Source organism: Cupriavidus sp. 207A1 (assembly GCF_057798955.1).
Genome location: NZ_JBYOJO010000008.1, coordinates 1 through 21,958 on the forward strand (window position 1 = coordinate 1; position 21,958 = coordinate 21,958).

22 protein-coding genes are annotated in these 21,958 nt (G+C 60.4%); 5 read left to right on the forward strand and 17 right to left on the reverse strand.

What is annotated here, in order from left to right:
- The first annotated feature begins 358 nt into the window (after positions 1–358).
- Positions 359–1,057 carry a hypothetical protein gene (locus AC3FMM_RS16020; RefSeq protein WP_488686212.1) on the forward strand — a complete coding sequence of 233 codons (699 nt, stop codon included), beginning with the start codon at positions 359–361 and terminating at the stop codon, positions 1,055–1,057.
- Here the strand turns inward: AC3FMM_RS16020 and AC3FMM_RS16025 are convergent.
- The 9 genes from AC3FMM_RS16025 to AC3FMM_RS16065 all read right to left on the reverse strand — a co-directional run bounded on the left by AC3FMM_RS16025 (position 1,054) and on the right by AC3FMM_RS16065 (position 9,649).
- Complete coding sequence (locus AC3FMM_RS16025) at positions 1,054–1,482, reverse strand: hypothetical protein (protein ID WP_488686213.1); 429 nt, start codon at positions 1,480–1,482, stop codon at positions 1,054–1,056. The two genes, AC3FMM_RS16020 and AC3FMM_RS16025, sit on opposite strands and share 4 nt — an antisense overlap.
- Entirely contained in the window at positions 1,439–3,436 is a 1,998-nt protein-coding gene (locus AC3FMM_RS16030; protein WP_488686214.1) for an integrase, read from the reverse strand. Before AC3FMM_RS16030 ends, AC3FMM_RS16025 begins: the two co-directional genes overlap by 44 nt.
- A gap of 4 nt (positions 3,437–3,440) precedes the next feature.
- Positions 3,441–5,081 (reverse strand): hypothetical protein, encoded by a 1,641-nt coding sequence (locus AC3FMM_RS16035; RefSeq protein ID WP_488686215.1) that lies wholly within the window; start codon positions 5,079–5,081, stop codon positions 3,441–3,443.
- Entirely contained in the window at positions 5,078–6,274 is a 1,197-nt protein-coding gene (locus tag AC3FMM_RS16040) for a tyrosine-type recombinase/integrase (RefSeq protein WP_488686216.1), read from the reverse strand. The genes AC3FMM_RS16035 and AC3FMM_RS16040 overlap by 4 nt, the downstream gene beginning before the upstream one ends.
- A gap of 137 nt (positions 6,275–6,411) precedes the next feature.
- Entirely contained in the window at positions 6,412–6,882 is a 471-nt protein-coding gene (locus AC3FMM_RS16045; protein WP_367394840.1) for a toll/interleukin-1 receptor domain-containing protein, read from the reverse strand.
- Positions 6,883–7,488: 606 nt separating this feature from the next.
- On the reverse strand, positions 7,489–8,010 hold the full coding sequence (locus AC3FMM_RS16050; RefSeq protein WP_488686925.1) for a single-stranded DNA-binding protein: 522 nt from the start codon (positions 8,008–8,010) through the stop codon (positions 7,489–7,491).
- A 12-nt stretch (positions 8,011–8,022) separates the two neighbouring features.
- Positions 8,023–8,814: a hypothetical protein gene (locus tag AC3FMM_RS16055; protein WP_488686926.1), complete on the reverse strand. Its 792-nt coding sequence runs from the start codon at positions 8,812–8,814 to the stop codon at positions 8,023–8,025.
- Between the two features lie 2 nt (positions 8,815–8,816).
- Complete coding sequence (locus tag AC3FMM_RS16060) at positions 8,817–9,245, reverse strand: hypothetical protein (RefSeq protein WP_488686927.1); 429 nt, start codon at positions 9,243–9,245, stop codon at positions 8,817–8,819.
- Positions 9,246–9,343: 98 nt separating this feature from the next.
- Positions 9,344–9,649, reverse strand: coding sequence for a hypothetical protein (locus tag AC3FMM_RS16065; RefSeq protein ID WP_488686928.1), 306 nt, complete (start codon positions 9,647–9,649; stop codon positions 9,344–9,346).
- A 642-nt stretch (positions 9,650–10,291) separates the two neighbouring features.
- Here AC3FMM_RS16065 and AC3FMM_RS16070 point away from each other — a divergent pair.
- The 4 genes from AC3FMM_RS16070 to AC3FMM_RS16085 all read left to right on the forward strand — a co-directional run bounded on the left by AC3FMM_RS16070 (position 10,292) and on the right by AC3FMM_RS16085 (position 14,234).
- The gene (locus tag AC3FMM_RS16070) at positions 10,292–11,500 is read left to right on the forward strand and encodes a hypothetical protein (RefSeq protein ID WP_488686929.1); all 1,209 of its coding nucleotides are present in this window, start codon (positions 10,292–10,294) and stop codon (positions 11,498–11,500) included.
- A 12-nt stretch (positions 11,501–11,512) separates the two neighbouring features.
- Positions 11,513–12,688 carry a FlhC family transcriptional regulator gene (locus AC3FMM_RS16075; protein ID WP_488686930.1) on the forward strand — a complete coding sequence of 392 codons (1,176 nt, stop codon included), beginning with the start codon at positions 11,513–11,515 and terminating at the stop codon, positions 12,686–12,688.
- A 15-nt stretch (positions 12,689–12,703) separates the two neighbouring features.
- Complete coding sequence (locus tag AC3FMM_RS16080) at positions 12,704–13,039, forward strand: PLDc N-terminal domain-containing protein (RefSeq protein WP_488686931.1); 336 nt, start codon at positions 12,704–12,706, stop codon at positions 13,037–13,039.
- A 178-nt stretch (positions 13,040–13,217) separates the two neighbouring features.
- Positions 13,218–14,234 carry a CAP domain-containing protein gene (locus AC3FMM_RS16085; RefSeq protein WP_488686932.1) on the forward strand — a complete coding sequence of 339 codons (1,017 nt, stop codon included), beginning with the start codon at positions 13,218–13,220 and terminating at the stop codon, positions 14,232–14,234.
- 76 nt (positions 14,235–14,310) lie between these two features.
- On the opposite strand, the gene AC3FMM_RS16090 is transcribed toward AC3FMM_RS16085, so the two are convergent.
- From AC3FMM_RS16090 to pilP, 8 genes are read right to left on the reverse strand one after another with little or no spacing between them, the layout of a single operon-like run.
- On the reverse strand, positions 14,311–14,793 hold the full coding sequence (locus AC3FMM_RS16090) for a hypothetical protein (RefSeq protein ID WP_488686933.1): 483 nt from the start codon (positions 14,791–14,793) through the stop codon (positions 14,311–14,313).
- Positions 14,794–14,807: 14 nt separating this feature from the next.
- Positions 14,808–16,055, reverse strand: a complete 1,248-nt coding sequence (gene pilV, locus AC3FMM_RS16095; RefSeq protein WP_488686934.1) for a shufflon system plasmid conjugative transfer pilus tip adhesin PilV — start codon at positions 16,053–16,055, stop codon at positions 14,808–14,810.
- A 7-nt stretch (positions 16,056–16,062) separates the two neighbouring features.
- Positions 16,063–16,542 carry a hypothetical protein gene (locus tag AC3FMM_RS16100; protein WP_488686935.1) on the reverse strand — a complete coding sequence of 160 codons (480 nt, stop codon included), beginning with the start codon at positions 16,540–16,542 and terminating at the stop codon, positions 16,063–16,065.
- A 37-nt stretch (positions 16,543–16,579) separates the two neighbouring features.
- On the reverse strand, positions 16,580–17,080 hold the full coding sequence (locus tag AC3FMM_RS16105; protein ID WP_115737246.1) for a prepilin type IV pili: 501 nt from the start codon (positions 17,078–17,080) through the stop codon (positions 16,580–16,582).
- A 33-nt stretch (positions 17,081–17,113) separates the two neighbouring features.
- Positions 17,114–18,154, reverse strand: a complete 1,041-nt coding sequence (locus tag AC3FMM_RS16110) for a type II secretion system F family protein (RefSeq protein WP_488686936.1) — start codon at positions 18,152–18,154, stop codon at positions 17,114–17,116.
- Positions 18,151–19,956, reverse strand: a complete 1,806-nt coding sequence (locus AC3FMM_RS16115) for an ATPase, T2SS/T4P/T4SS family (protein ID WP_488686937.1) — start codon at positions 19,954–19,956, stop codon at positions 18,151–18,153. The genes AC3FMM_RS16110 and AC3FMM_RS16115 overlap by 4 nt, the downstream gene beginning before the upstream one ends.
- The gene (pilO2, locus tag AC3FMM_RS16120) at positions 19,953–21,215 is read right to left on the reverse strand and encodes a type 4b pilus protein PilO2 (protein ID WP_488686938.1); all 1,263 of its coding nucleotides are present in this window, start codon (positions 21,213–21,215) and stop codon (positions 19,953–19,955) included. Before pilO2 ends, AC3FMM_RS16115 begins: the two co-directional genes overlap by 4 nt.
- Before the next feature lie 3 nt (positions 21,216–21,218).
- Entirely contained in the window at positions 21,219–21,956 is a 738-nt protein-coding gene (gene pilP / locus AC3FMM_RS16125) for a type IV pilus biogenesis protein PilP (protein ID WP_488686939.1), read from the reverse strand.
- Between the last annotated feature and the right edge of the window lie 2 nt (positions 21,957–21,958).

Genomic DNA, 21,958 nt, shown 5'->3' on the forward strand with positions numbered 1-21,958 from the left:
GAACGGTTCTGTTATGCAACGGCGTAAACATTGACCGCCAACCGGCGTGGATGGTCGCTTTGGGAGAGCTGCGACCCGGCCATCGTAAAGATTGAGGATCGTGGGGGCCCAGGCTAGGACCGAGGATCGATGCGCGGTTCGCGCTGCGGTGATGCTATTTTGCGCCGCTCGCGAGCTCATTTGGGCGTGAATGCTCGGCAATTTCAGGTAGCGTTCTCAGAAGCCCTATAAATCACATTTTCCAATGGCAGAATGCTGCAGTTCCCCCGCGCGAACGGAGTCGCCCGTGTCTGCCATGCCTAAAGGAATCGCCCCGTCGTCCCCTCGCGAACTAGTTGAACGCGCTATCGGCCACTGGATGAAGCAGTTGGAGACCTACCCCGGGTGGTCCGACTGGCGCAAGGGGCGCTTGGCGCGAACTCTCTACGACGACGACTTCCCGCTGCCAAAGGACGACATCCATCCAGAGGAATTCGCTTTCGCTCCGGAGATCGAGCAACAGCGCGACCTGGTTGTCCAGTACCTGGGCATCGAGCAAGCCCTTCAAGCCCTAAGGGACTGTGAGTACTATTTCCGCCGGTTTCCCTTTCATGGCCTGCCCGTGAGCAAGCACGAACATCTCACGTACATGTGCGAGATGTACTTCAATCGGTTCTACGAACTCAAGGAGCGGATCAAGAGATACCTCAATTCGATGAAGAAGGCTGAACCACATCACCGAATCGATATCGGACAGTTCCTCAAGTTGTTCGAGAGGGATTTTGACCAGGAGCTTCGCGAGCGGAACCAGGTGCATCACCACCGCCGCTTCGAGGATCTCGCCATTGACCGCGTCTACCTCGCCTACGTCATGTCCGATCGAAGCAGCGACTGGAAGGAGGAGTCCGAGCGTTTTTATCGCAAGGCCACCAACGAATGGGCACAGCGGGTTCGAAGGCGAGCAGCCCAAGCAGAGAAGTACGTCGATGCCGTTGCCCAGACGACGTTGGACGGCTGCACCTTTCTCAAGGCCGCGACACCGAACGCTGATGTCGCCGCAACCGCTAATTCCGCCTAGGCTTTCCGGTTCAAGGGATCCAGCGGACGATCCAGATCATCGATACTGAGTCCGCGCTGCAGGCATTGATTGGCAATGCGTTGCCAGCGCTGTAGCCACAGCGCTTCAAGGTTTTCATACCAGCGTATCTTTGCGCGCAGGCTCTCCACCGTTTGATCGAGATAGGCAAGCTCGTCGCGACGCGTGCGTGATCTGGATTTTCGGCCGCTGTCGGCCAGCGCACGCTTGGCCTCCTGGTATGCGTGCACGATCTCCGGATGACGGCTCAGCGCCTGGCGGGTGTATCCGGAGAACGCTTCGACACGCTCCCAGGTCAGTCGCGTACCCAATTCCCTGCCCTGCCAGCGCTCAAGCTCGGCGATGATGCCCGCCTTCTTACTCTCATTTATCTTTGCGCTTGCCCGGATGCTTTTCGGCACTTCCATACTCCTCTACGTATCGCACCAGATCAGCTTGATGGAAGCCTATCGTTGCAAGCTGCTCCGTCAGCTGTCCATATCGAGTCTCAAGATGCCGGTACCAATCCGAGTGCATCAAGGATAGCGACCTCGCACGTGCCGTCACTGCATGCAGGCTGATGTATGCCACCGCAGCCTGTCTTTTCAGTTCATGCGCTCTGGCCGCTTCGCCCTTGATCCACAGATATTCCTCGCATTTCGCCGTGCATTGCAGATGGCGCTCGCAGGGGGACATCTGGAAGTCGTGGACGCATAAGCCCGGCCCTACATCGTGGACTGCCTGGATGCGTGCAGTCAGGAATGTCTTTGCCACTTCAAGCGGCAGGGCTTTGGCAACCTCAACAATGCCTCCCGCCAACTTGTCTTCCAGAACCTCCTTAACCACCTGCGCCGCGCGTTGGGCAGTCGTCAGATGTTGATAGGCTCTCGTGTCCGCCTCATGCTTTCGCCCAAACCATTTCGTTTGCACGAGATCCGGCGCTCCACCTTCGTCCAGCAGATGGTTAAGGAAGTGCCGGAGTCCATGCGATCGCAAACGCAGTACCAGGCCGTCTTCACCCGCAAGCCCATATCGCTCGAACGCCGACCGAATGGCGGGCCGTCCGGTCAGGAAGTCCGTTACGTTCTGGTCCGATACGGGTCGAGCGGCATACTTAAGCGTTGTCCGCGTCCCGCGATGGAACTGATTCGCGTAAGCCACGCACAACGCTTCGTGAAGCTTGAGCCCTTGACCGGCAGGCCCCGGGATCATCGGCCCAAACCAATGGTCTTTGGCGATGCCACACAGCAAAGCTTCCCGATCAACACGTAGCCCCCGGTTTTCTATCTCGAATGGAATTTCCCTACTCCTAAGGAACTGCGCAATATTTCGACTCTCCAACCCAAGTGCAGTTTGTATGTCACACGTGTAGAGCCTCTCGGGAAGGGAGCGTAGTAACAGCAGCGACCCGCGGCGACTGGCTTTCAGGGCGACCTGCCGCGGCCCAGCCGTTGCTTTCTGCAGTTCCGCCAGCGCAGCCTCCACCAATTCCACCGTCTCGGATAGCAATGGCTTCGTATGCCATTCGACCATCACGTCGTCAGCTCGACCTTTCAGCCTTGCATAGCGCAAGTTCCGACTACCGTCCTTCGCAATGGAGATCGGATTCACCGGCAGCGTCAGCATCTCGCCAACTCTGAGGCCAGTGCATGCCATGATCGTGGCGATCAGAACCAGCATGCGGTCGCCGGTGCCCGCATCATCCGTGGGTTCGGCTTGCGGGATCTTCTGGTAAAGCCATCCAAGCGCCCGGATCGCTTCCTCTTTTGGCAGCCTGTCCGATACCTCTGTCGAGCGGTCTCCAATCCTGTCCGGCGTCAGTGATCGGGGCCGCGCTTTTCGCCTGCACCGCCAGTCCAGCCTCACGCGGCTGAGACGATATCGGTCCAGCATATCGGCGAACTCTTCCATGTGACCAAGGACCTTGTACGCGGATGTCTCCAGTTCTCTTTGGATAACCATGGCCGCCGCCCGGTCCAGGTCATCCTTGCGCAGTTCGCCGAGTTGATGCCCAGTCCTTCGGATTGCCTCACACACGTAGCGTGTAGCCCGGATGAACACGCTGTGGCTGCTCACAGACTGGCCTCGCTTCTGATGCCGGACGCATACAAGAGCCTTGACGAGATCCGCGAAGGCCTCTGGCAGCGGCTCGCCCACACCCTTGGCCGTTCGCCTATGCTGGGTGAATGGCAGTCGCAGTCCCCCGGCGTTGGCCTTGTATCCTCGCGTGCGATGTTCATAGGCAGCCGAGACATCCCAGACCGGTGCATCCCACTCGACATCACCGAACGGCATCAACGCTTTCGCCTTGCCGATCAGCTGCATTCCATTCTCGATCCAGTCATCTCCTGCGGGTGCTTCCAGGCGGCCGACGGCCGCCATCGTCTTACGCCTTCCCGCCGTTCCGTTTACCATGGTGGGCCACCAGTTGTACAACCTCCGCTACTGCGTAGATCACCTCATCCATCTGGACTGACAGGCGCATGCCGAGCCGACCACGACGCTCATCCCTCCCTTTGAGCAGCGCATCCAGTACGGCCTGATGGTCGGCTTCCAGGTACGGCTGGAACTTGGGACAGACGTAGCAAGAGAATGGTGGGTCCAGCAGGCAGCGAGGTGACTGGCCACATGCGCCGATCTCAACCGGCTCCACAGCGTCTACGTCACCGACGAAGCGGACCCTTTTTTCCTGGCAAACGTCCCTCGCCGCTTCGGAGTCCACTCCGATGGGCATCCCTTTGAACAGCTTCATGAGGGGGCCTAGCCGTAGTGCAGCGGCGCGGTTCAGAATGCGGGTCAGACGGGCTCCCTTCAAAGCGTAGTAGACCCGCACATGTTGCGTATCGGAATGGTCCAACATCGTGGCGAGCATGGTCTTGGATGCGCCGAGCTCCACCATCGTCGTGGCAAACGTGTACCGCAAGCGGCGTGAACTCAAGCGGAGCTGCCGTCCGGTGCGCGGCGATTGGATTGCCATTCGTGTAGCGAACCCCCGTATGAGTCTCAGGAATTCCTTTCCTGTCATGTGGTACGCATACTCCTCGACACCAGTACCGACCCGCCATTCGTCCACACTATCGCGCATAAACAGCGGACGCGGATACCCTTCACAATCGATACTCCCGTTGGCCACTAGCAGGTCATGTATCAACGGCAGCAGATCGTTGCTCACCCGCTCTTGCACGAACTGCTGGCGCACACCGATCCCCCATTTCTTGATGCGGGGAATGGACAGTCTCCACTGTGGCGGCACGTCGAACCCGGCCAACTGATTTGACAGATCCTCCTCTCTGAGGAGGCAATAGTTCGATGGATTCCGACCATATGCCAAGCTCAATGCAATCGCGGCACGCTGCATCACGTGCGAGCGCTCTTGGGAGCGATCACCCACCAATGCGGCACGCAGAACAGCCACCTCCGTGTCCCAGAGCGGTCCGCGCTCCTCGTCTTCCAACTCCACCGCAAGTAGAGACGAGCGTGCGGGTATGGAAACCTCATCTAGTTCAAGCGCGAACTGTTCATCGAACCCCAGGCTCGCAAGCATTGTTGCTGACCAACGATACCAGCTGCGCAGAAGGTAGAACTCGTCCATCGCCTTCCTGGTCCGTAGTGCGCAAACAGCTGCCTCGACATGCCGGCACAACGCATCCTTCAGATCTTCCGTCTGTTCCTCCGACGCCAAGGCTCGCCATTGCTCCAACAGCAATAGCCCCTGCGTACCAATGCCTGATGATCTTCCTCTCAGGGCCCCTAGCACTTTGGTCAACGCATTCATGACGCTCCGGCTCGCTTGTTGCGTCATTAGCATCGATGCCCATCGACGCAACGCGTAGCCCACTACGGCGCTTCCGTCCGACTGCCTCTCCCAGTGAAACGCGACGTTGTTGGTAGGCACATTGAACTTCCAGTACGTTCCACTCATCTCCATACGACGACCATCTCGGTCGATGACGTAGCTCGGCAACGGTGGAAGGTTGTTCTTTCGCAGCAACGACATGATTGCGCGATTGATCTCGGCGTTCGTCATTCGATATCCGACGTCGATGCATTAAAGACCGTGGACTGGTATTCAAGGCTGAGCTCACAGGACTCCCGCCGGATCGCATGCCAGACGTACGGCCGGATAGACTCTGACGAGCGCCAACCGAAGAAGTACATCATGTGTTTCTCGACGCGCTCCTCGTCCAGCCCGTTGCGCAACGCTTCCGCACGGAAGTTCGTTGCGCACGTGCTACGCAGGCAGTGCGGATGCAAATCGCGGAATTCGGCGTGTGCTGCGCCAACTTGGGTGAGCAATCCGTTGACGCGCGCCAGGCTCATCGGCATCCCATTCCGGCCCAGGAACAGGAACGGACTTTTGTCTGAACCCGGTATGGCTCGACGGGTACGACAGATATAGGCGTTCAACAGTCCAGCTAACGCCCGATCGCAAGGCAACTGTCGCGACTCCGTCTTCACCTGGGGTTCATTGCGACGAGGATCCCTAGCGTCGTCGGGCGAGCGCTCAACCCTGATCTCCGGAATGGCGCCCGATAGGACGCAGTCAGCAACGCGCAGTTTGAGGAGTTCGCCCCGCCTGATACCCAACAGCAGCAACACCAGGACGATGAGGTAATTGCGGTCCTGATAGGGGACCTTCCAGGGATTTTCGTCGTTGCCGGGACGGCAGATGCTCAGCAGACGGTTCACACGCTCCTCGGACAGCGGGGAGGCATGATGCACTGGCGCGGCGCGCCTTGGCCCGGCCGTGGCAATCGTGTGCTGCATCGTCGCCAGTCGTTGTCTGATATCAGTCAGTTCCCGGCTACCGATCGGCAGACGCCCCATGGCGCCTTCCACATGCCAACGAATGAACTGCATGACGACTTGAAGACGCTGCGCTACGGTGGTCGGAGCCACGACCAGCCGGCGTACCGCCCCTCGTGACTTGAAGTCGCGTCTTAGCCAGGGGTAAAGTTGGCTGGCAATTTCGTCCGGTGAGAGTCCCTCGCCGGTAATCAGTCTGGCCTGTAGCGGAATGCCATGCTGGACCGCCCACTGCCACAGCAACCCGATGACCTGCAGTGATTTTGACAGACTGTTGGCCGACAGCCGTGAACGCAGTCGCTGAATCGCATACTCGTTGATCCAGCCGATAGGTTGCCGGTCTGCGTCCAGCAGGATCGGCAGGCGCTCGCCGTCCGGATGCCGGACCGTCACCACATGAAATTGGGCATGCATTGGCGCTCCTTCGGCCGACGCGTCCCAATTACCGTAGACAATGTTTACGACTTTTCCATGTCACGAAGCGGTGATCGCAGCCCCAGAAGCAAAAAACCGGCTCTCGCCGGCGTTTCCCCCCACGGAAGCTTCACCTGTCAGCTCCAGATAGCGACCAGCTCGGCAATTTTGGTTGCGACCACCGCCATCGTGTCTTCGGACGTGTCAAGTCCGCTTCGCGAAGCAAGCATGGGGCTAACATCGCGGAGCGCAGTGTACGTAGTGCCATGCACGATGGGCACGAGACGGTTACCCTGCAGAAGAGTCGAAAGCTCTTTGTCGGCGACGCCCTCTTTCGGAAGGCGTGCCAACAATGCGGGGGTCACCAGGACGAGTCCAATTTTCGAGGCCGCCAAGCCTTTATCGATGGCTCGCATCATCGGTACGCCCAGACCTAGATCCTTCTCGCTGAACCAGACCTTGACCCCAGCCGCCTCGAGCAAATCGTGCAGCTCCTTGGCCGCGCCCTGCCTGTCATCCCAAGCGTGGCAGAGGAAGCAATCCCGAAGGTCCGGCTTCGCCGCCGCTTCTTTTTCAACAGCCTCGCGAATCGGAGTGAGGGACGCCACCTGAGCGGGCGTGTACGAAACGGACGAACCGGCACGCGACCAGCGCGGCCTTGAACTGCCGCCTCCGCTGGACCTGCCACCGCTGCTGTAGCTGCTCCCGCCACCAGAAGCGTAGGACGAGCCATAGCCACTGCCGTACCCGCCTCCATAGCTGCTGCGGTACCCGCCATAGCGGGAACTACATGCCGGACAGGCTGCTGCCGCGGCCGCCGAGTGGTGCCCTCGAACTGGTGCTGTGCATCGTGCCATTGCTGTGCAATCTCCCTTGTGGTGATGGCGATGTCTCTAATGATAAGCGCAGTAATGGAAGCGATCGCTGTCACAGCCCCAGCTGCACCTGAACAACAGCAGAGTGTCGTTATCCAAGTATCAGCAGTGGTGAGCACTAGCTCACGTTCTTCCCTCGTTGGAGGTTGAAGATCCCGCCTGAGATCTTAGCTTCTGGGCGCCGAAGTTGACACTTTCGCTTCCTGACGAAAATCTCATGCCCTTCCGCAAAACCACCTTCTGATCTTTCCAACGCACCACCGCCCATAAAGTACTGATCAAAAAGAAAAACCCCGCGCGAACACGGGGCTAATCTTTACAAGTATTACTTACTCAAGGTTAGAACGGGATGTCGTCGTCGAAGTCGGAGAAACCACCGCCGGACTGTGCGGGTGGCTGAGCCGTCCTGCGCTGCCCTTCTGGCGCAGCGCGTTGCGCAGTACTACGTCCCGTGCCGCCGGAACTGCTTTGTGAGCCGGCGCGACTGTAGCCATCGCCGGACGAACCTTCATCAGCGCCACCACCACTCCGGCCGCCGAGCATCTGCATCTGGTCGGCAACGATCTCGGTGGAGTACTTGTCCTGGCCGGACTGGTCCTGCCATTTGCGAGTGCGGATGCGGCCCTCGATATAGACCGACGAGCCCTTGCGCAGATACTGGGCGGCAATTTCGGCCAGCTTGCCGAACATCGCCACGCGGTGCCATTCGGTGGCTTCCTTCATCTCGCCGGACTGCTTGTCCTTGTAGCGATCGGTGGTGGCCAGGCGAAAGTTGGTGACGGCATCGCCGCTGGGCATGTAGCGCGTTTCCGGGTCTGCACCCAGGTTGCCAACGAGAATGACCTTGTTTACGGATGCCATGATCCTTCCAATTCAGAGTACGAGATTAATAGTCCAGACCCAACGGTCCCAGAGCTTTTGTTCTCCGGTCGTGCGATCCATGATGGGGGAGCCGCTCTTCTTGTCGAAGGCCGGCACCTTTTCCCTGTGCAGTCTCTTGACGGCAATTCGGTCGCCAAGCTTGCAGCGTGCATCGGCCAGCGCATCCTTGAGGCCTTCGCCTTGGAGGATCTTCTCGCCGGTGGTCGTGGCCAGTTTCAAAGCGAACGACGTGTAAGTACGCGGCCCGCTTGGCTTTCGGTTGGGGAACGTCATTTCGCCCCACTCGAGCAGCTCGCCGACGGTGTAGACCGAAGACGTGCCCTGATCGGCGCCAACATTCGTGGGGCCGGTGCCGGCCCTTTCTTGTCGACCAGGACGCTCGGCATCGGACGCACGGGCCGTCGGTCGCTCGCGTTGGCGGGCATCAGCATCGGCGCCAGCATGCGATTGCCGCAGAGCATCCTGCTGAGCGCCGTCTTGAATGACTTTGGCAGCCACTTGTTCCAGCGCCGTGTTCGGGTGCTCGCCGACCTTTTTCCACCGCGGGAAAACCTCGGGCAGCAGCTTGTCGCCAAACTGGGTGCGTTGAAGACGGTGTTCAAAGACACCTACGAAGTGAACCACGCGATCGGCTTCCTTTCGCAGAAGGTGGGGGACACCGTGAACATAGAACTGCCGTTCATTCGGGTCGCCTCTCCCAACTGGAATCGGATCGGAGGTGTCGGGTCGCCGCTCGGCATCGAGGGCACCGGCTACGCGCTTGATGAAATTGAGCCAGGTCATGATCAAAGAAGTGAGCCGCAGCACTGGCGACGGACCACTTCCAGGTCCTCGCGCAACCGGCGATGGTTAAGGATTACGTCTTGCAACGTCTCGGGATCGACCCCCGAGACTGCACAGACGTAGGTATAGGGCAGTGCGCCGTCCCAGTATCCAAAGATCCAGCCCAGCGTCATGGAGTAGTCCTCGACGTCGAGCGTGCGATTGCGCAAGCGGGCACGCAGCATCTCGGCGCAATCGATCAGGGACTCCGGCATGTTGTCGCCCCGCCTGCTGTCGCAGGCCAGGCTTATCAGGGCGTCGACCATTTTTTCCCGCACGGTCTCACTCCATTGAGACGGGTCGGGCAAGGGGTCGAGCTTGGGAGGTGGCACGACGATAGCGGCTGCTTCACCAAAGAAGTCCAGCTGCCATCCGGCGGTTGTTGTTTCCATGATGGTCTCCGGGTCGGGCACCCGAAAGACCCACCTGCCGGCGGGTATCGGATACCCGCGACAGGTGAAAAGCGCCGCCCAGATGGGGCGGCTTGGGATCAGGAACGGTCGTGTGTTCCCGTCCGTCGAATCGGCGTTACCACAGCCGAGCGCTCGTACTGCCGCTCGGGCTCCGCCATCAGCTCAACATCCGGCTTCGACTTGGACACGTCGTCCGGCATCGAAACCTTCGGGGCTTCAGGAATGGCTTTGGTCCAGGCAACACCCCTGTGATACAGGAACGAAAGCCCGACGACGGTCACAAAGGCACCGACGATGAACGACTGCGAGGCCATATACAGCACCACGCAGAACATGAGGAGTTGGAACGGACGCTTGATGAGGTTCGTGACAAAGGATTCCACGGTTTCTCTCCAGAAACAAAAAAAGGGATTTCCTGACGGATGCCAGGCGATTATTCGATGCTCGGTCGAGCAAGGAATCTCTGGAGGGAAGCTGCAGCGCTTCAACGTACTTGCGTCATGCGGTAGCGCATGGCGGAAGCACGCTGACGTGGATGAGCGGCTGCTGAATTGGAGCGCCAGTAAGGCCCGCGCTCATGTCGATGCGTAAAGGACGCTGAAGTTCTCTCAGATCCTAATAGGACTCTGACGCCCGAAACCTTCGGAAAGACCAACAAAAACACCCCGCTTTCTGGAAAAAAGACCTGAGCATGCTCACCAGTTTGTCGCGGCGCCGGCCCCGGCCGATCCTGGCGGCGAGTGTCCGCGCCCTTCTCATGCTGATATTACTTTCGTTTATTTCTGTTCTTATCGCCGCTTAATTCGACCCCTCACCTTAGGGGTAAACCCCTACATTTCGTCGATCGCTGGGCGATATGAATTGCATAAGCAACCTGCTTTCTGCCCTTTCCGACGAAAGCCACCCCTAAAAGAGGCGATTTCTGGGAACAACGCGGCTGTCTCGTTTCGTACTCTGCACGAGGCCACTTGACAACGTTTTTGGGTCGTTACGCTGGTTGTCAGGGTCCATTTCCGAGAGCAAAGATGCCGCAAAAAAAAGACCAGCCAAAAGAAAATCCGGCCGTACAGGCTGACATCGTCAACTTCCCCTTGCAACCGGAGGTGTCGCGTGCCGAATTGGCATTGCGCAACGCACTCGGCGGCGCACCGGTGGACGCGGACGCGTTCAGCCGGCTACTCCAGTGTGTGCGCAATCTTCAGCGCACGCGGGACAAGATTGAGCGGCTGCTGCGCGACCAAGGCGCAGATCTCCAACAGATGCATGACCACACCATGGACATTGCCGTCGCCATGTATGGCGACACGAGAGTCGCGCGAACGCGTGCGTTGGAGATGTTCTACACGATCGCGGAAGAGGTCCTGCACCTGACACGAAGCCAGGCTCATTTGCAGCTGAACCTTTACCGGCGCTTCCTGCAACATAACGGCGCGCTCACGAAGCTGAACATCGGTGAGCTGATGATCCTTCGCCGGAGTGATTACACCGCGGAGGAAATCGACGCGGTGATCGAATTCAAAGAGAACGATCCTTCCTATCGACGCAAGGACATTCGGGAGTTCGTCGAGCGACTGCGCCGCAAACAGGAAGAAGTCTTCGATGTCCAATCCAAGCTCGACGTCGCCACAGCCGAACTTGCAAGCACTATCTCCGAGAATGCCGACAAGGACCATGAAATCCGTCGGCTCAACACCGAGCTTTCCCGCTTGACGGCCGAACGCGACACCGATCGTCTGACCCTTACCCAATTGCGTGAGGAGATGACGAGGCAAAACTCAAGTTACAGCGCACTCGGAATGCAAGTTGCCGACTTGGAACGAGAGAAGCGCGAACTGCAGGAACGCATCGCCTTTGCAAAGGGCAACGTCCGCCCTGAATCTATCGAAGTGCCCGTCGTTCCACCCGGCTATGCCACGTTGGAAGACGCATTGGCCGCCAAGAATGAAGAGCTTGCGACCGCCAAGAGCGAGCTGAACAACGTCATCTCTCAACGCCAGAGAATCGAAGAAGAGATCGCCGAGCGTACCGCGGTTCTGGACAAACGAGCGCGCGCTCATGACGAGCTGGCGAAGCTAGTAGAAGCATTTCGACAGGCGGTCTCGAGCTTTGCGTCGGCCCAACTGACTGTGCAGATGGCCGGCGACATTTCCGAATTCCGCCCGACTCTGACAGTCCTCGACGGCATCGTCGGCCGCCTTCAATCCGAAATCCGCTCGGCCATCAAAGCAAAGTAGGAGCAACGACCCATGCAACCGCATTCCCCAACCGCTGAGTTCGAGCGTCTGCAACTCACCCGGATGACGTGCGACCGTATTCGCTCGGCAAACTATCACCTCACCGATCACCTCGCCGAACTCCTGGGGGCCCATCCCGAGCTGGAACAGCCCCTGCACATCAGCAAAGCAGCCGTCGACAGGGTGCGCAAAGCTGAAGCGACGCAACGCGATTTGATGGGCACGCCGTTCCTCGTTGTCGTGCCGACGCTGTCCGAAGTACAGGATTGGCGCTGCCTCACAGAGAACACCACAACGACCCTGGCCGTCGACGCATTGCGATCGCAGTTGCCCATCTGGAGCAACGACGACAAGCTCCGCTTGTTTTACAACAATCGCCATTACATTTGGCTGATCGTTGAATTGCTACACGTTAGCATTCTGGCCGCTCCTCTTCTCGGAATCACCAAGGAGCTGGCAGAGTATCTTCGATCTCTCCCACAACATGTGCTCGACATGGCCATCGCACGGGTAGATTTTCCGATCTTCCGCTGGCGCCTGCACAGCAAGACCTTCTGGGTAGACTTCGACTCGAAGCGGCTTGGGCCAGATTCCAATGGCCACCATTTCCTTGCCTCTACCCCGATGCGTGCCGATCGCATGGCAACGAAGCATAGCTGGACCAACCTCCGGTTGGAGCCGCTTCAGAAGAAGGTGTACAGCGAAATGATGGTTCGCAGTCACTGTCGAGCATCAACCATCACCTCACTGCTTGGGATTACATCCACGCGCACGAGAACGCTATTTCAGCAGATTCACGGCAGATCCTCTCCATCAGGCCAGCTGCCTACCTCGACCGCCTGGTACTTCGAGCACCCGACACACCGACTGCAGGCAACCATCATGGTTTCGCTCTACCGTATCGCATTGGCCTTCGGAGCGAACGTGCCAGAGGCTTTCATCTCGGCTTATGACCTCTTCGACAAGTTCTTCGGAACTACCTCGAAGATCTCGGCGGACCGCGCGTGTCACATTTGTCGCACCACGTCCACCGATGCGCAGCTGGAACTGGCCCCGTGCAGGGTATGCAGGACACCTTATCTCATTGCGAATACTGCGCCACGCATTGAACTTAGCCACGCGTTCTCTTGCCCTGGCTGCAGCGGCACTTTAGGCGGGCCCAATGGCTCAATGCGTCGTCGCAAGTGACCGAGGGAAACTGAAATGCATACCTCCATTCTTTTCGTCCTCCTCTTTGTCATCCCCCCGATCCTGGCCTACCGGCTGGCTCGACGCTGGGGTAGGAGCGGCTTCAAATGGGCGGCGATTTGCTTTTGCACGCACTATTTCGGACTGCTCCTGCTCATTCTGCTGCCATCAAAGGCGACGCCGACGCTTCAACGCTACCGACTGGACAATCCTCAATGCGCAACGAAACACGGCATGTCCTGTAACTCGTGCGGCTCGCGAAGCATCCGCATCTGGCGCAAGCAGTGGATGTTCTCGGTGAAGCAGTACCACGTCTGCAATCACTGCGGACAGTCGCTCTACACCACCTGAGACGATACCCCCCAATCAGGGGGTCAAGTTCCGGCTGCCCGTGCCGTCCTATCCAAGGTCCCTTCGTGTATTCTCACGCCCGGCTGGGGATTGCTGGCACTTGACTTCTCGTGCCGGCCTGTAAGCTAAAAGTAACGGTCGATCCCCGGCCGGCCCAAAGTCAGAGGAAGAAAAAAACATGCAACAGTCTAATCTCGCTCTCTCGGCCCTGGTCACGGCCATGACGCTTGCTCTCGCCGCTTGCGGTGGTGGTGGCGGAGGTGATGACGGCGGCTCCAAGCAGGAGCCCAGCACTCCCACTGCGCCGACGACGCCGCAAGATCCGACCTCGGTACCTCCTGCAACCTCCGTTCCTGCCCCGACTTACCCGGGAGGCGATCTGCGCCTGGCAGCATTTAATGCGCTTAACGATTACCGGATCAAGATGGGCGTGGGCGCCCTGAAACAAGATGCGACCCTCGATGTAGCTGCTGACAACCACCTCGCCTACATGAAAGCGAACTCCGTGATAACGCACGAGGAGACCGCTGGCAAGGTGGGCTTTACTGGAATTAATCCCTATGAACAGGGTATCGCGGCAGGCGCATCCAGGGCCCAGTGGATTAGCCAAGCCGCCAGCGGTTCTACCGATTGCGTGACGGTATTCAAGAACACGGTGTATCACCTCCAGGGAATTACCAGCAATCAAGAGACGGTTGGCATTGCTGTCCGAGATGGATATTGTGTAATCAACTTCGGGCTATCGACTGGAGCGAACGGCAGTGGTTATGGCCTGCCGTTGTGGGGCGGACAGCAGCTTCAAGGAAATGGGGTCGCCTACTCGCCAATTGATAATGAGCTTGTACCGGGCATCTTCACAGCCTCCGGAGAACAACCGAGCGCGGCCCCAGACCTCTCGAATGCAGGCCACCCTGTCATGTTCAGGGTTCCTGCACCGAATGCCAACGATGTCCTTACGGTCGTGAACTTTACGCTGACTGGCCCCGGTGGAAGCCTTGTGCCGGCACGCGTCCTGGTTGCAAGCGGCGCGAAGGCAAACTCTGCTGCAAATGCAATTTCCGACCCCAATGTCTACAATGGCGTAGCTTTCCTGCTTCCGACTCAACCTCTCATTGCAGGTACCTACACTGCCACTTTCGCAGGCGCACGCAATGGCGTTCCCATCAACAAGTCGTGGAGCTTTACGGCCTTCTAATCCTAAGACGCAGACTGATCGCAGCAAGAAAAAAGCCCGCTTTGCGGGCTTTTTCACGTGTATGGCCCCGCCCTACTTACTTGCAGACTTCATACATGGAGCTGTTTCCGTAGTTGCCGTTGCCGATCGTTGACAACTTCCACGCGCCCAACCGATATTGGCTTGTTGCAAGGGCGGCCATAGCTTTATTTGAGAAATCCTGTTCATCAGAAATTTCTGAGTTGGACCACATTCTCGACCAGGCTGGTGTATAGCTCCCATCATTGACGACAATCCCGTAGCCAGCGCAGCCGCCATCCGCTGAGCAGTTGCCCATGGGCCCCATCGTGATTGAGAAAATGGGGTTCTGAAACCGGCACGTCAGCGGCGGAGGCGGCGGCGGTGGCGGTGGTGGTGGTGGGGCCGGATAGTCGCACGTTGGGAGGTTATTCTTCATTATCCACATCTTGCCTACAGGACAATCAGCCACTGTCATCGGCGGCGCCGGAAAGGCATATAACTGAGCGTTAGCATCAACGTAGCACGTTGCCAGGATGGTCGCTAAAAGAAGGGGCTTCATAGACGTTCCAGAAACTAGTACAGGCAACCTGTGGTTACGGTACCGACAAGTTGACCTCCAATAGCGCCAACGTCGTTGCCGCTATACCATGCGGCCGGAGACATGGCACTCGCTTGGGCATACCAGTACGTGCCATAATCGTTCATCGCAAGATACGTCCCTTCGATGGGAGGCATCACACTCCCGGTAATGTTCACCATCTGCTGCTTCGGCGTGTAGAGCGCCCATGCTGTCCCCCCCGGGCAGTAGTCCTTGCCGAACGTCATCCCATCGGTCACGTTGTCGTACTTGCGCGTAACGGACATATTGCCGAGCGCATTGTTCAGCGACACATATCGGTTGCCCTTGCAGATAAAGCCGACGTTGGTCGCACCCGTCGCCAGCTGACCGCTGTTTGCGCATGCCATGCCCTCGTAGATGTTCGCCACCGCGGTGCCGATCGGCTGCCAGACGCCACCGAAGCAGATCACGAAGCCCGTGCCTGTGCTGCTTCTGCGCGTTGACGGCTCCACGTTGCATGCCGATCCTGGCACAGCAGTATTGGTGATGTAGGTCTCACCGTTGCTGGTCAGCGCCGTGGTAGCTGACACGCGTCGGGCGTTGTTCAGGTCATTGCCACCCATGTCGATCGACGTCTGCATCCTGTTCAGCTCGGGATGCCCTGGCACCTGAACCCGGTACAGGTAGCCGTTGTTGGCCTGCGTGCCGGTAAAGGCTAGCAACGACGCCAGCCTGCCGCTGCCGGGATTGGTGTAGCTGGCCAGCGGCACCTGCCAGGCGCCGTAGGCGCCATAGGCATTGCTGGCAACCATCGTCGGATCCCCGTTCTGCCCCGGATACGGTACGAACCCGCCCTGCGCCCCTGCCTGGGCCGCGATTTGCACCAGCTGGCGTGTGTCCGTGATGGGCCGGCCGCCTTGCGACGTCACGAGTGCCTGCAGCGTGTTCGGCGTCGGCTGCAGGACCTGGAGCAACCACGTCTGCCCGAATACGTTCGTCGCCGAGAAGCCGGCAGGCAGATAGCCCCCGTTGACGAGCATCGCCGGCGTGACGGACACCGGCACGCTCGCGGTGGCTTGCGCGGCAAGGGTGGCGGCTTCATCCTGCACAAACTGCAATGCCGCCTTGTCGAAGACCAGCATTTGGCTCGCTGCTGCCGCCGTCTGGACGTTGGTGACGCCAGCTTTTGCCCACGTCGCAAAGCCGGCGATGCTCAGCATCGACAGCATCAGCGCGACGAGATAACCGAGTATGGCTTCCATGCAACTCTCAGGTATTCAGCTGGACCCACTGGACCAGCGTGCCAACAGGAATTGAGGCCGGCACGCTGTAGGCCGTGCCGGTCGTGAGGCTAATCGCAGTGCCCTGGCTACGAACACGAAACCACGTTGCGCTACCTTGCGTGCTGTTGAGCAGCACCGCGCCGGCACCGGGAGAGACGCGTACAAATCCATAGACATCCCTGCCGCCCGCGGGATTGGCCACCGCCATGCAGCCGGCGCCAGAAGGTGTCACCATCCCCGACGGAAGGACTGGCGCCACGTTTGAACCTACGAGACCTGGCGTCGCGCCGGCGGTGGAGACGCACGCGGCACCATAAGCCTGCGCTTGCTGTGCAGTCACCGCAGCCAAGGCCTCCATGCGCCCGGGCTCGCCGGCACTGGGGACCGACTGCGAAAGTTGGCGGCTTTGCGCCACGATGCCCATACAGAAGAGCACCGTAGCGAGTGGCAGAATGAGATATCCCATGCGCGTCTCCTCAGATCCCGGCGTCACGCCGGTTTCATCACTGGAAGGTCAGGGCGAAGGTCGCGGTGGCACTGCAGGCTGCACTGGCGGTGACCTGGTCCGGCAGGTTGGTCTGGTCGAACGTCGTCGTTCCAACCGTCAGCGTCACGTAGTCCTTCATACCAAGCGTCGCGCTCACGCACTGCTTTGCCGTCTGCGCGTTGCCACCACCGAAGGTAATCACCCCGCGCGAACCATTGTTTGCCGATGCAAGCGTGACCGCGTTACCCCAGGGGTCAACCAGTGCATTGCCGCGGACCATGTCGGTGGGGAACATGCCGCCGTTGATCATCGCCGCAATGTTGGCCGTGGTGAAGTTGGTATAGCCATTGTTGCCTTGGGAAAATCCGGCGCGAGCGTTGGTAATCAATTGCGCAATATTGGTCGCCACTACGCTCGCCTTGTGATTCTGGAAGCCGTTGTAGCCGGCGTAGGCGATGCCAACAAGTGCAAGCAGGCCCAAGACAATGGCGACAACGCGCCCGAGAATGCCATCCATTTGAAACTCCTATGCTGTTGAACACGCCAAGATTTAGAACTTGCCCATCGACGACGTGAGGATCGATGAAAGAGAGTTAGAGCCCAGTTGCAGTACGACAAAGGCGAGGAACATGAGGCCGGTGAAGGCCGCCGACATGACCATCCCTTTCGCGAGCAATTGCCGCTCGATGACTTCAGCGTTCTGCCGCACGGCGACCGTGATCTTGTCGGTGAAGTCATCGAATCCAGCATACGCACCGATTTCGTCAATCAAGTCCATCGATGGGAAGCCATATCCGGTTTGCCGCATCGCCTCGGCCAGGTCCAGGCCGTCGGTGAGTCCGAGGCGGATGGGCTTGAGGCGAGACGCCATCCATGGCGAGGCGGTTTGAATCTGGCCCTCCAAGGCAACGACGTCCGGCACGTTGGCCCGCAACAGCGCTACAAACGACCTGAGCCAGGTGAATCCGTTGATCTCGCGATACACCGTAAATGGGAAGACATGCTTGTCAAGGAACCGCCTGCCCGAGCCATCCCATCGGGGTAGCGCCCACCAGCTCCATATCGCATAGGCCCCCAGGCTGCCGAACAGGACCGGCGCCGGCCAGCCCACCGCCAGCTGGCCCATCCAGTACATGGCATAGGCCCAGTCGGTCCACTGGTCGAGCGGCACAAAATCCAGGAATTGCGGCACGATCTGGGCACCGATTAGGAACAGCACCGCGTATAGCGTCAGCAGATAGACCGTTGGAGCAAAATAGCTGGCCTGCAACTTCTGACGCAGCCGCGTTGTCTGCTCGCGCACCTCAAGGACCAGACGCATGGCTTCTGGCAACTGCCCGGCGCGCTCGCCCGCATCGAGCACGCTGCGCTCAAGATCGCTGAGCCCGGCGCCCATGGCTGCCATCAGGGTCATGCCGTCCCGCACCTTGCGGGCGACATCATGCGCCGCCTTGGCCGCCCGCTCACGCCCACGTCGGGCGAGCCGCTCGCGGAAGTCCTCCAGGATCTGTGCGAGGGTGAGGCCGTTTTCAAGCTGGCTCGATGCCTGTTGGTACAGGCGGCGGCGCATGGTCCAAGAAAGTCCGCTCATGTTTCGTCTCGGTGGGGGATAGCGTCGACACTGCGCTCGGCATCAACAGGCGATAGCCTGCCAGCGAGCACCAGATCCATCGCATGGGCAATCATGGGCTTGTCGGCGCCGGCGCGATTGCGATGCTTCCGGCGGGCCACCAGCACCCCTTCCTTGATGCAGTCCTGCATCAGATCCTCGCTTGTCACCACAACTTCAGCCACGGCCTGTTGACCAACGATTGCATCGCCATGGCAATGGTCGCAACCTGCCCCGCGCACGCGAACCTCCGAAAGATCGCCCCAAGTCCGCATGGCACGCAGCATGTATTCCGGCAAGGCCTCCGGCGCATCCTCCAACTTCACGCTGCATTTCGGACAGAGCAACGGGACCACGCGCTGTGCAATCAGGCCGATGATCTGGTTGTGGTTGCAGATCACCTCCATGGCCAGACGGACGTGGTCCAGCATCACCAGACGCGAGAACGTTTCGAAGGGATCCGTCACGTGCAGCGTGGTCAGCACTAGGTGGCCGGTGGCCGCGGCTTGCAGCGTGGCCACCGCTTCCTCGACACCACGGATTTCGCCAAGCAGGATGGCATCCGGGTCCATCCGCAGCGTCATGCGCAGCATCTCGGGGAAGCGCTCGCTCTCGGTGGTGAGCTGGATCGCCCAATCCATCGGATACTCGGTTGGGTTCTCGATCGTGACCAGACGCTTTTCGGGGAACATTCGTGCCTGGTGCCGGGTGCACTCGAAGAGCGTCGTGGTCTTGCCACTGCCCGTTGGCCCCGTCACAACCACCACACCCATCGGCCGGCGCAGCAGTTGCGAGATCAGATCCACCTGCAGCGGCGTGTATCCCATCTGGCCTAGCATGAATTCGCCCGAAGGGCTCTTCGGCGTGCTCAAGTCCAGCCGCTTCGCCGCATCGATGGCGTCTGCCTTGCGGGCACCCTGGTGGTGCTCTCGGTACTGCAGGCGCGCCACGAGGAAGCCGCCGCCGCTCTCCACCGGGTAAGCCGGCCCGCGCACGATCCGCACGCTCGATAGCCCGGTGCCCGGCAGTGCATCGCCCGCAATCTGGGCATCCTGCACGTCGAGCGGGTTGTAGGTCGCGGCTTTAACGGTGGCCAGGCCGGTGTACATGGCGCGTACCAGCCGCTCCCCCTCCTCCCTTCGCATCGACAGCGCGCCGACAGTACGCAGGTCGCCCTGCACGCGTACCTGAATCTCGGTGTGGTGTTCACGCACCAGCACGTGAATATCCGAGGCAATCAGCGCCGCGCAGTCGGCCACCAGCCGGCGCGCGAGGCTCAACGTCTGGAGGTCGGCATCCTGTTGCTGGCCAGAGCCGCGCTGCTGCCGCAGGACCGCCAGCTCCTGGGCCGACACTTTGCGAACCTGAGGTGCAGCGCCGCTGCGGCGTACCTTGGCCTCCCAAGTGAGAAAGCGCGGGGTGCCGAAATGCCGGGCGTCCACGTATATGTCGCATGCGTGCACAGCGAGGGCCTTCTGGACGGTCTCATTGGTGAGCCCATGGTCCAGGGCAAGATCCTCGACGTAGAGGCCCGTCTCGGCTACGCGTTGGCGCAGCGCTGCCGCATCCTCTGGCCCAAGCAGATTCAGCATGCAGGCAACCTTGTCGAAGCTGCCTGCGAGCGTGCGCGGGTAGAGGATGTGCGGCGCCAGCACCTCTGGCGGGGGCGGCAGCGTCAGCAGGTCGGACTTTGCCGACGGCTCCGATCGCGCGGCGACGACCGCGGTACGGTCCCCCTTGCGAGCGGCACCGCCCCACAGGCGCGAAAGTGTCCCGATCATCATGGCTTTCCTTGGTGTTGAGGCCCGGCAGCCGGAGCAGCGGCGTTTCCGTTCCTTTGGGCGTACAGCTTTCCGACGCCCTTCCATGTCTGGTTCGCCGCTTCATAGCTGACTTCGGTCAGGCGCAAGCCCGCCACGTTGTCGAGACCAGTGCCCATACCCATCCATGGCGGCGTGCCAAATTGGATATCCGCAGTCATCACCAGCCACGGATCGACAGGCGTCTTGCCATCCGAGGGAAGCAACGGCGGCGGCATCGTGACCTGCAGCGCCATGCCGCGCGCCTGCGCGTATGTCCAGATCGCGCGCTGGGCCTCGCGAACGGTTTCGATCGCAGAGGGGGACGGCAGGAAAGCGGCGCTGGCAACGGCGGTTGCGTTCGCCTGGTTGCCGTCCGCCGACAAAGAGCCGGGCGCGTTGGCAGCCACGCCGCCGTCTCGCTTCCAGCTTGTCTCGATATTGAGGGTGGTAGCCGTCGCCGGTTTGCAGCTCCATGCGGCCATGGTCCAGCCGTTCTCTGCGAGCGGCTGCACCTCCCATGCGCGCCGGCATGCCCGCAGGAATGCCGACGGTAGAGCCTCCTCTACCCACGGAAGGATTCGGGGGCGGGAAGCTTCGTTCAGCTGCTGCGCAGCGGCGATTGCGCGCTGGCGCGCGCGCTGTGCCTCCCGCTCGGCCTCCTGTTGCGCGTCATACCAATGCCAGCCACCGCCGACGAGCGCGCCGACCACACCCACCGCGGCCAACGTATATGCGGTTGAGCGCCATGGGCCTCGCAACACATCGTGCATTGCCGACACGCCCTTACTTGCGCGCGCCATGGCGGCGAGGTCTCGTACGGTACCCTCGACCTCGGTCCAATCGCCCAGGATGCGATGGCGGGCCCGGATCGTGTCAAGCTCCTCGAGGGTGCCCACCCGATCGCCGCCCGAGATGATGGCGTGGCCCTGTCGAACCGCGACATACCAGTAGAGGTTGTCTTGAAGGTGAAAGAGGCCCATCCAAGGCTGGTGATGCTGGGCGGCCACGACGGCGGCGAGCGGCTTGACCGTGGCAACGTTGACACCAGCCATCGGCTCGCAAAAGCCGCTCTGCACAGCGCCTTCGGCGCTCTGGTGCACGACGCCCCAACGGAAGTGTCGGCCGAGCGCCATCGCGCTCCCGCGCACGGCACGCTTGCTCGGCTGAACCTCCTCGTGCTGCCAGGTCAGCCCGATCGCGAAGGCGCCCTTCAGCCCAGGAAACGACAGGATCTGCGCCATTTCTCAGGGCCTCAGCGTCCGCACGCGCTTGCCGTTGGCGAGCTTGACGCCCCCATCGTCGATGCTGACGACCTTCCAGCCACCATCCAGCGCGTCGCCGGTCGCGACTGGCACAGTGCGGCCGTTGACCTCGACAACCGCGTTGAACTGGCCATCGAACGCGCGCAACGCCACGAGCCGCGGTGCCTCGGCCGCTTGCCGAGGCATCCGTTCAGCAACGCCGGCCGCCGGCATGGGTGCCCCAAGCGAAATGGCCGGCGCTGCTCCAGCAGGCGCAGCTGCACCTGCCGTGCCCGTCAACAGCGATTCTTCCGCCCGCTTCACCTCGGCTTTGAATTTCGCAATCTCGGCCCGGGCCTTCCACAAGGCAATCTGCGACTGTAACGCCGCGAGTTCCGATGCATCGGTATGCCGCGGCGTTGTTGTAGCGTCGGCCGCCACTGCCGCATTGGCAGACGATGCCCCCGCCCCAGCAGCTGGGCCAGCAGCGCTGGGACTGGACGGCTGGGCCGCGGGCGTGGATGCAGGCGGCGCGGCCTCCTGCGTCCGCGCCGGCGGCCGAGCTGCCTGCTGCGAGGCTGGATGTGACGCCTGCTTGCGGCCAGCTTCCGCAATCGCCGCGGAGATCGGGTCGGTCATGGAAGACGCCGCGTTTGCCGAACCAGCCACCGATTGCAGCAAGGCTGCCGCGATAGCGATCCCGAACTGACTGCAACGAAGATTGAATGCGCGATTCTGCATGG

Excerpts from the sequence above, each read along its gene's own strand:
- AC3FMM_RS16020 (WP_488686212.1), top strand. The coding sequence starts at position 359 with ATGAAGCAGTTGGAGACCTACCCCGGGTGGTCCGACTGGCGCAAGGGG.
- AC3FMM_RS16025 (WP_488686213.1), bottom strand. The coding sequence starts at position 1,482 with ATGGAAGTGCCGAAAAGCATCCGGGCAAGCGCAAAGATAAATGAGAGT.
- AC3FMM_RS16030 (WP_488686214.1), bottom strand. The coding sequence starts at position 3,436 with ATGGCGGCCGTCGGCCGCCTGGAAGCACCCGCAGGAGATGACTGGATC.
- AC3FMM_RS16035 (WP_488686215.1), bottom strand. The coding sequence starts at position 5,081 with ATGACGAACGCCGAGATCAATCGCGCAATCATGTCGTTGCTGCGAAAG.
- AC3FMM_RS16040 (WP_488686216.1), bottom strand. The coding sequence starts at position 6,274 with ATGCATGCCCAATTTCATGTGGTGACGGTCCGGCATCCGGACGGCGAG.
- AC3FMM_RS16050 (WP_488686925.1), bottom strand. The coding sequence starts at position 8,010 with ATGGCATCCGTAAACAAGGTCATTCTCGTTGGCAACCTGGGTGCAGAC.
- AC3FMM_RS16055 (WP_488686926.1), bottom strand. The coding sequence starts at position 8,814 with ATGACCTGGCTCAATTTCATCAAGCGCGTAGCCGGTGCCCTCGATGCC.
- AC3FMM_RS16060 (WP_488686927.1), bottom strand. The coding sequence starts at position 9,245 with ATGGAAACAACAACCGCCGGATGGCAGCTGGACTTCTTTGGTGAAGCA.
- AC3FMM_RS16070 (WP_488686929.1), top strand. The coding sequence starts at position 10,292 with ATGCCGCAAAAAAAAGACCAGCCAAAAGAAAATCCGGCCGTACAGGCT.
- AC3FMM_RS16075 (WP_488686930.1), top strand. The coding sequence starts at position 11,513 with ATGCAACCGCATTCCCCAACCGCTGAGTTCGAGCGTCTGCAACTCACC.
- AC3FMM_RS16080 (WP_488686931.1), top strand. The coding sequence starts at position 12,704 with ATGCATACCTCCATTCTTTTCGTCCTCCTCTTTGTCATCCCCCCGATC.
- AC3FMM_RS16085 (WP_488686932.1), top strand. The coding sequence starts at position 13,218 with ATGCAACAGTCTAATCTCGCTCTCTCGGCCCTGGTCACGGCCATGACG.
- AC3FMM_RS16090 (WP_488686933.1), bottom strand. The coding sequence starts at position 14,793 with ATGAAGCCCCTTCTTTTAGCGACCATCCTGGCAACGTGCTACGTTGAT.
- pilV (WP_488686934.1), bottom strand. The coding sequence starts at position 16,055 with ATGGAAGCCATACTCGGTTATCTCGTCGCGCTGATGCTGTCGATGCTG.
- AC3FMM_RS16100 (WP_488686935.1), bottom strand. The coding sequence starts at position 16,542 with ATGGGATATCTCATTCTGCCACTCGCTACGGTGCTCTTCTGTATGGGC.
- AC3FMM_RS16105 (WP_115737246.1), bottom strand. The coding sequence starts at position 17,080 with ATGGATGGCATTCTCGGGCGCGTTGTCGCCATTGTCTTGGGCCTGCTT.
- AC3FMM_RS16110 (WP_488686936.1), bottom strand. The coding sequence starts at position 18,154 with ATGAGCGGACTTTCTTGGACCATGCGCCGCCGCCTGTACCAACAGGCA.
- AC3FMM_RS16115 (WP_488686937.1), bottom strand. The coding sequence starts at position 19,956 with ATGATGATCGGGACACTTTCGCGCCTGTGGGGCGGTGCCGCTCGCAAG.
- pilO2 (WP_488686938.1), bottom strand. The coding sequence starts at position 21,215 with ATGGCGCAGATCCTGTCGTTTCCTGGGCTGAAGGGCGCCTTCGCGATC.
- pilP (WP_488686939.1), bottom strand. The coding sequence starts at position 21,956 with ATGCAGAATCGCGCATTCAATCTTCGTTGCAGTCAGTTCGGGATCGCT.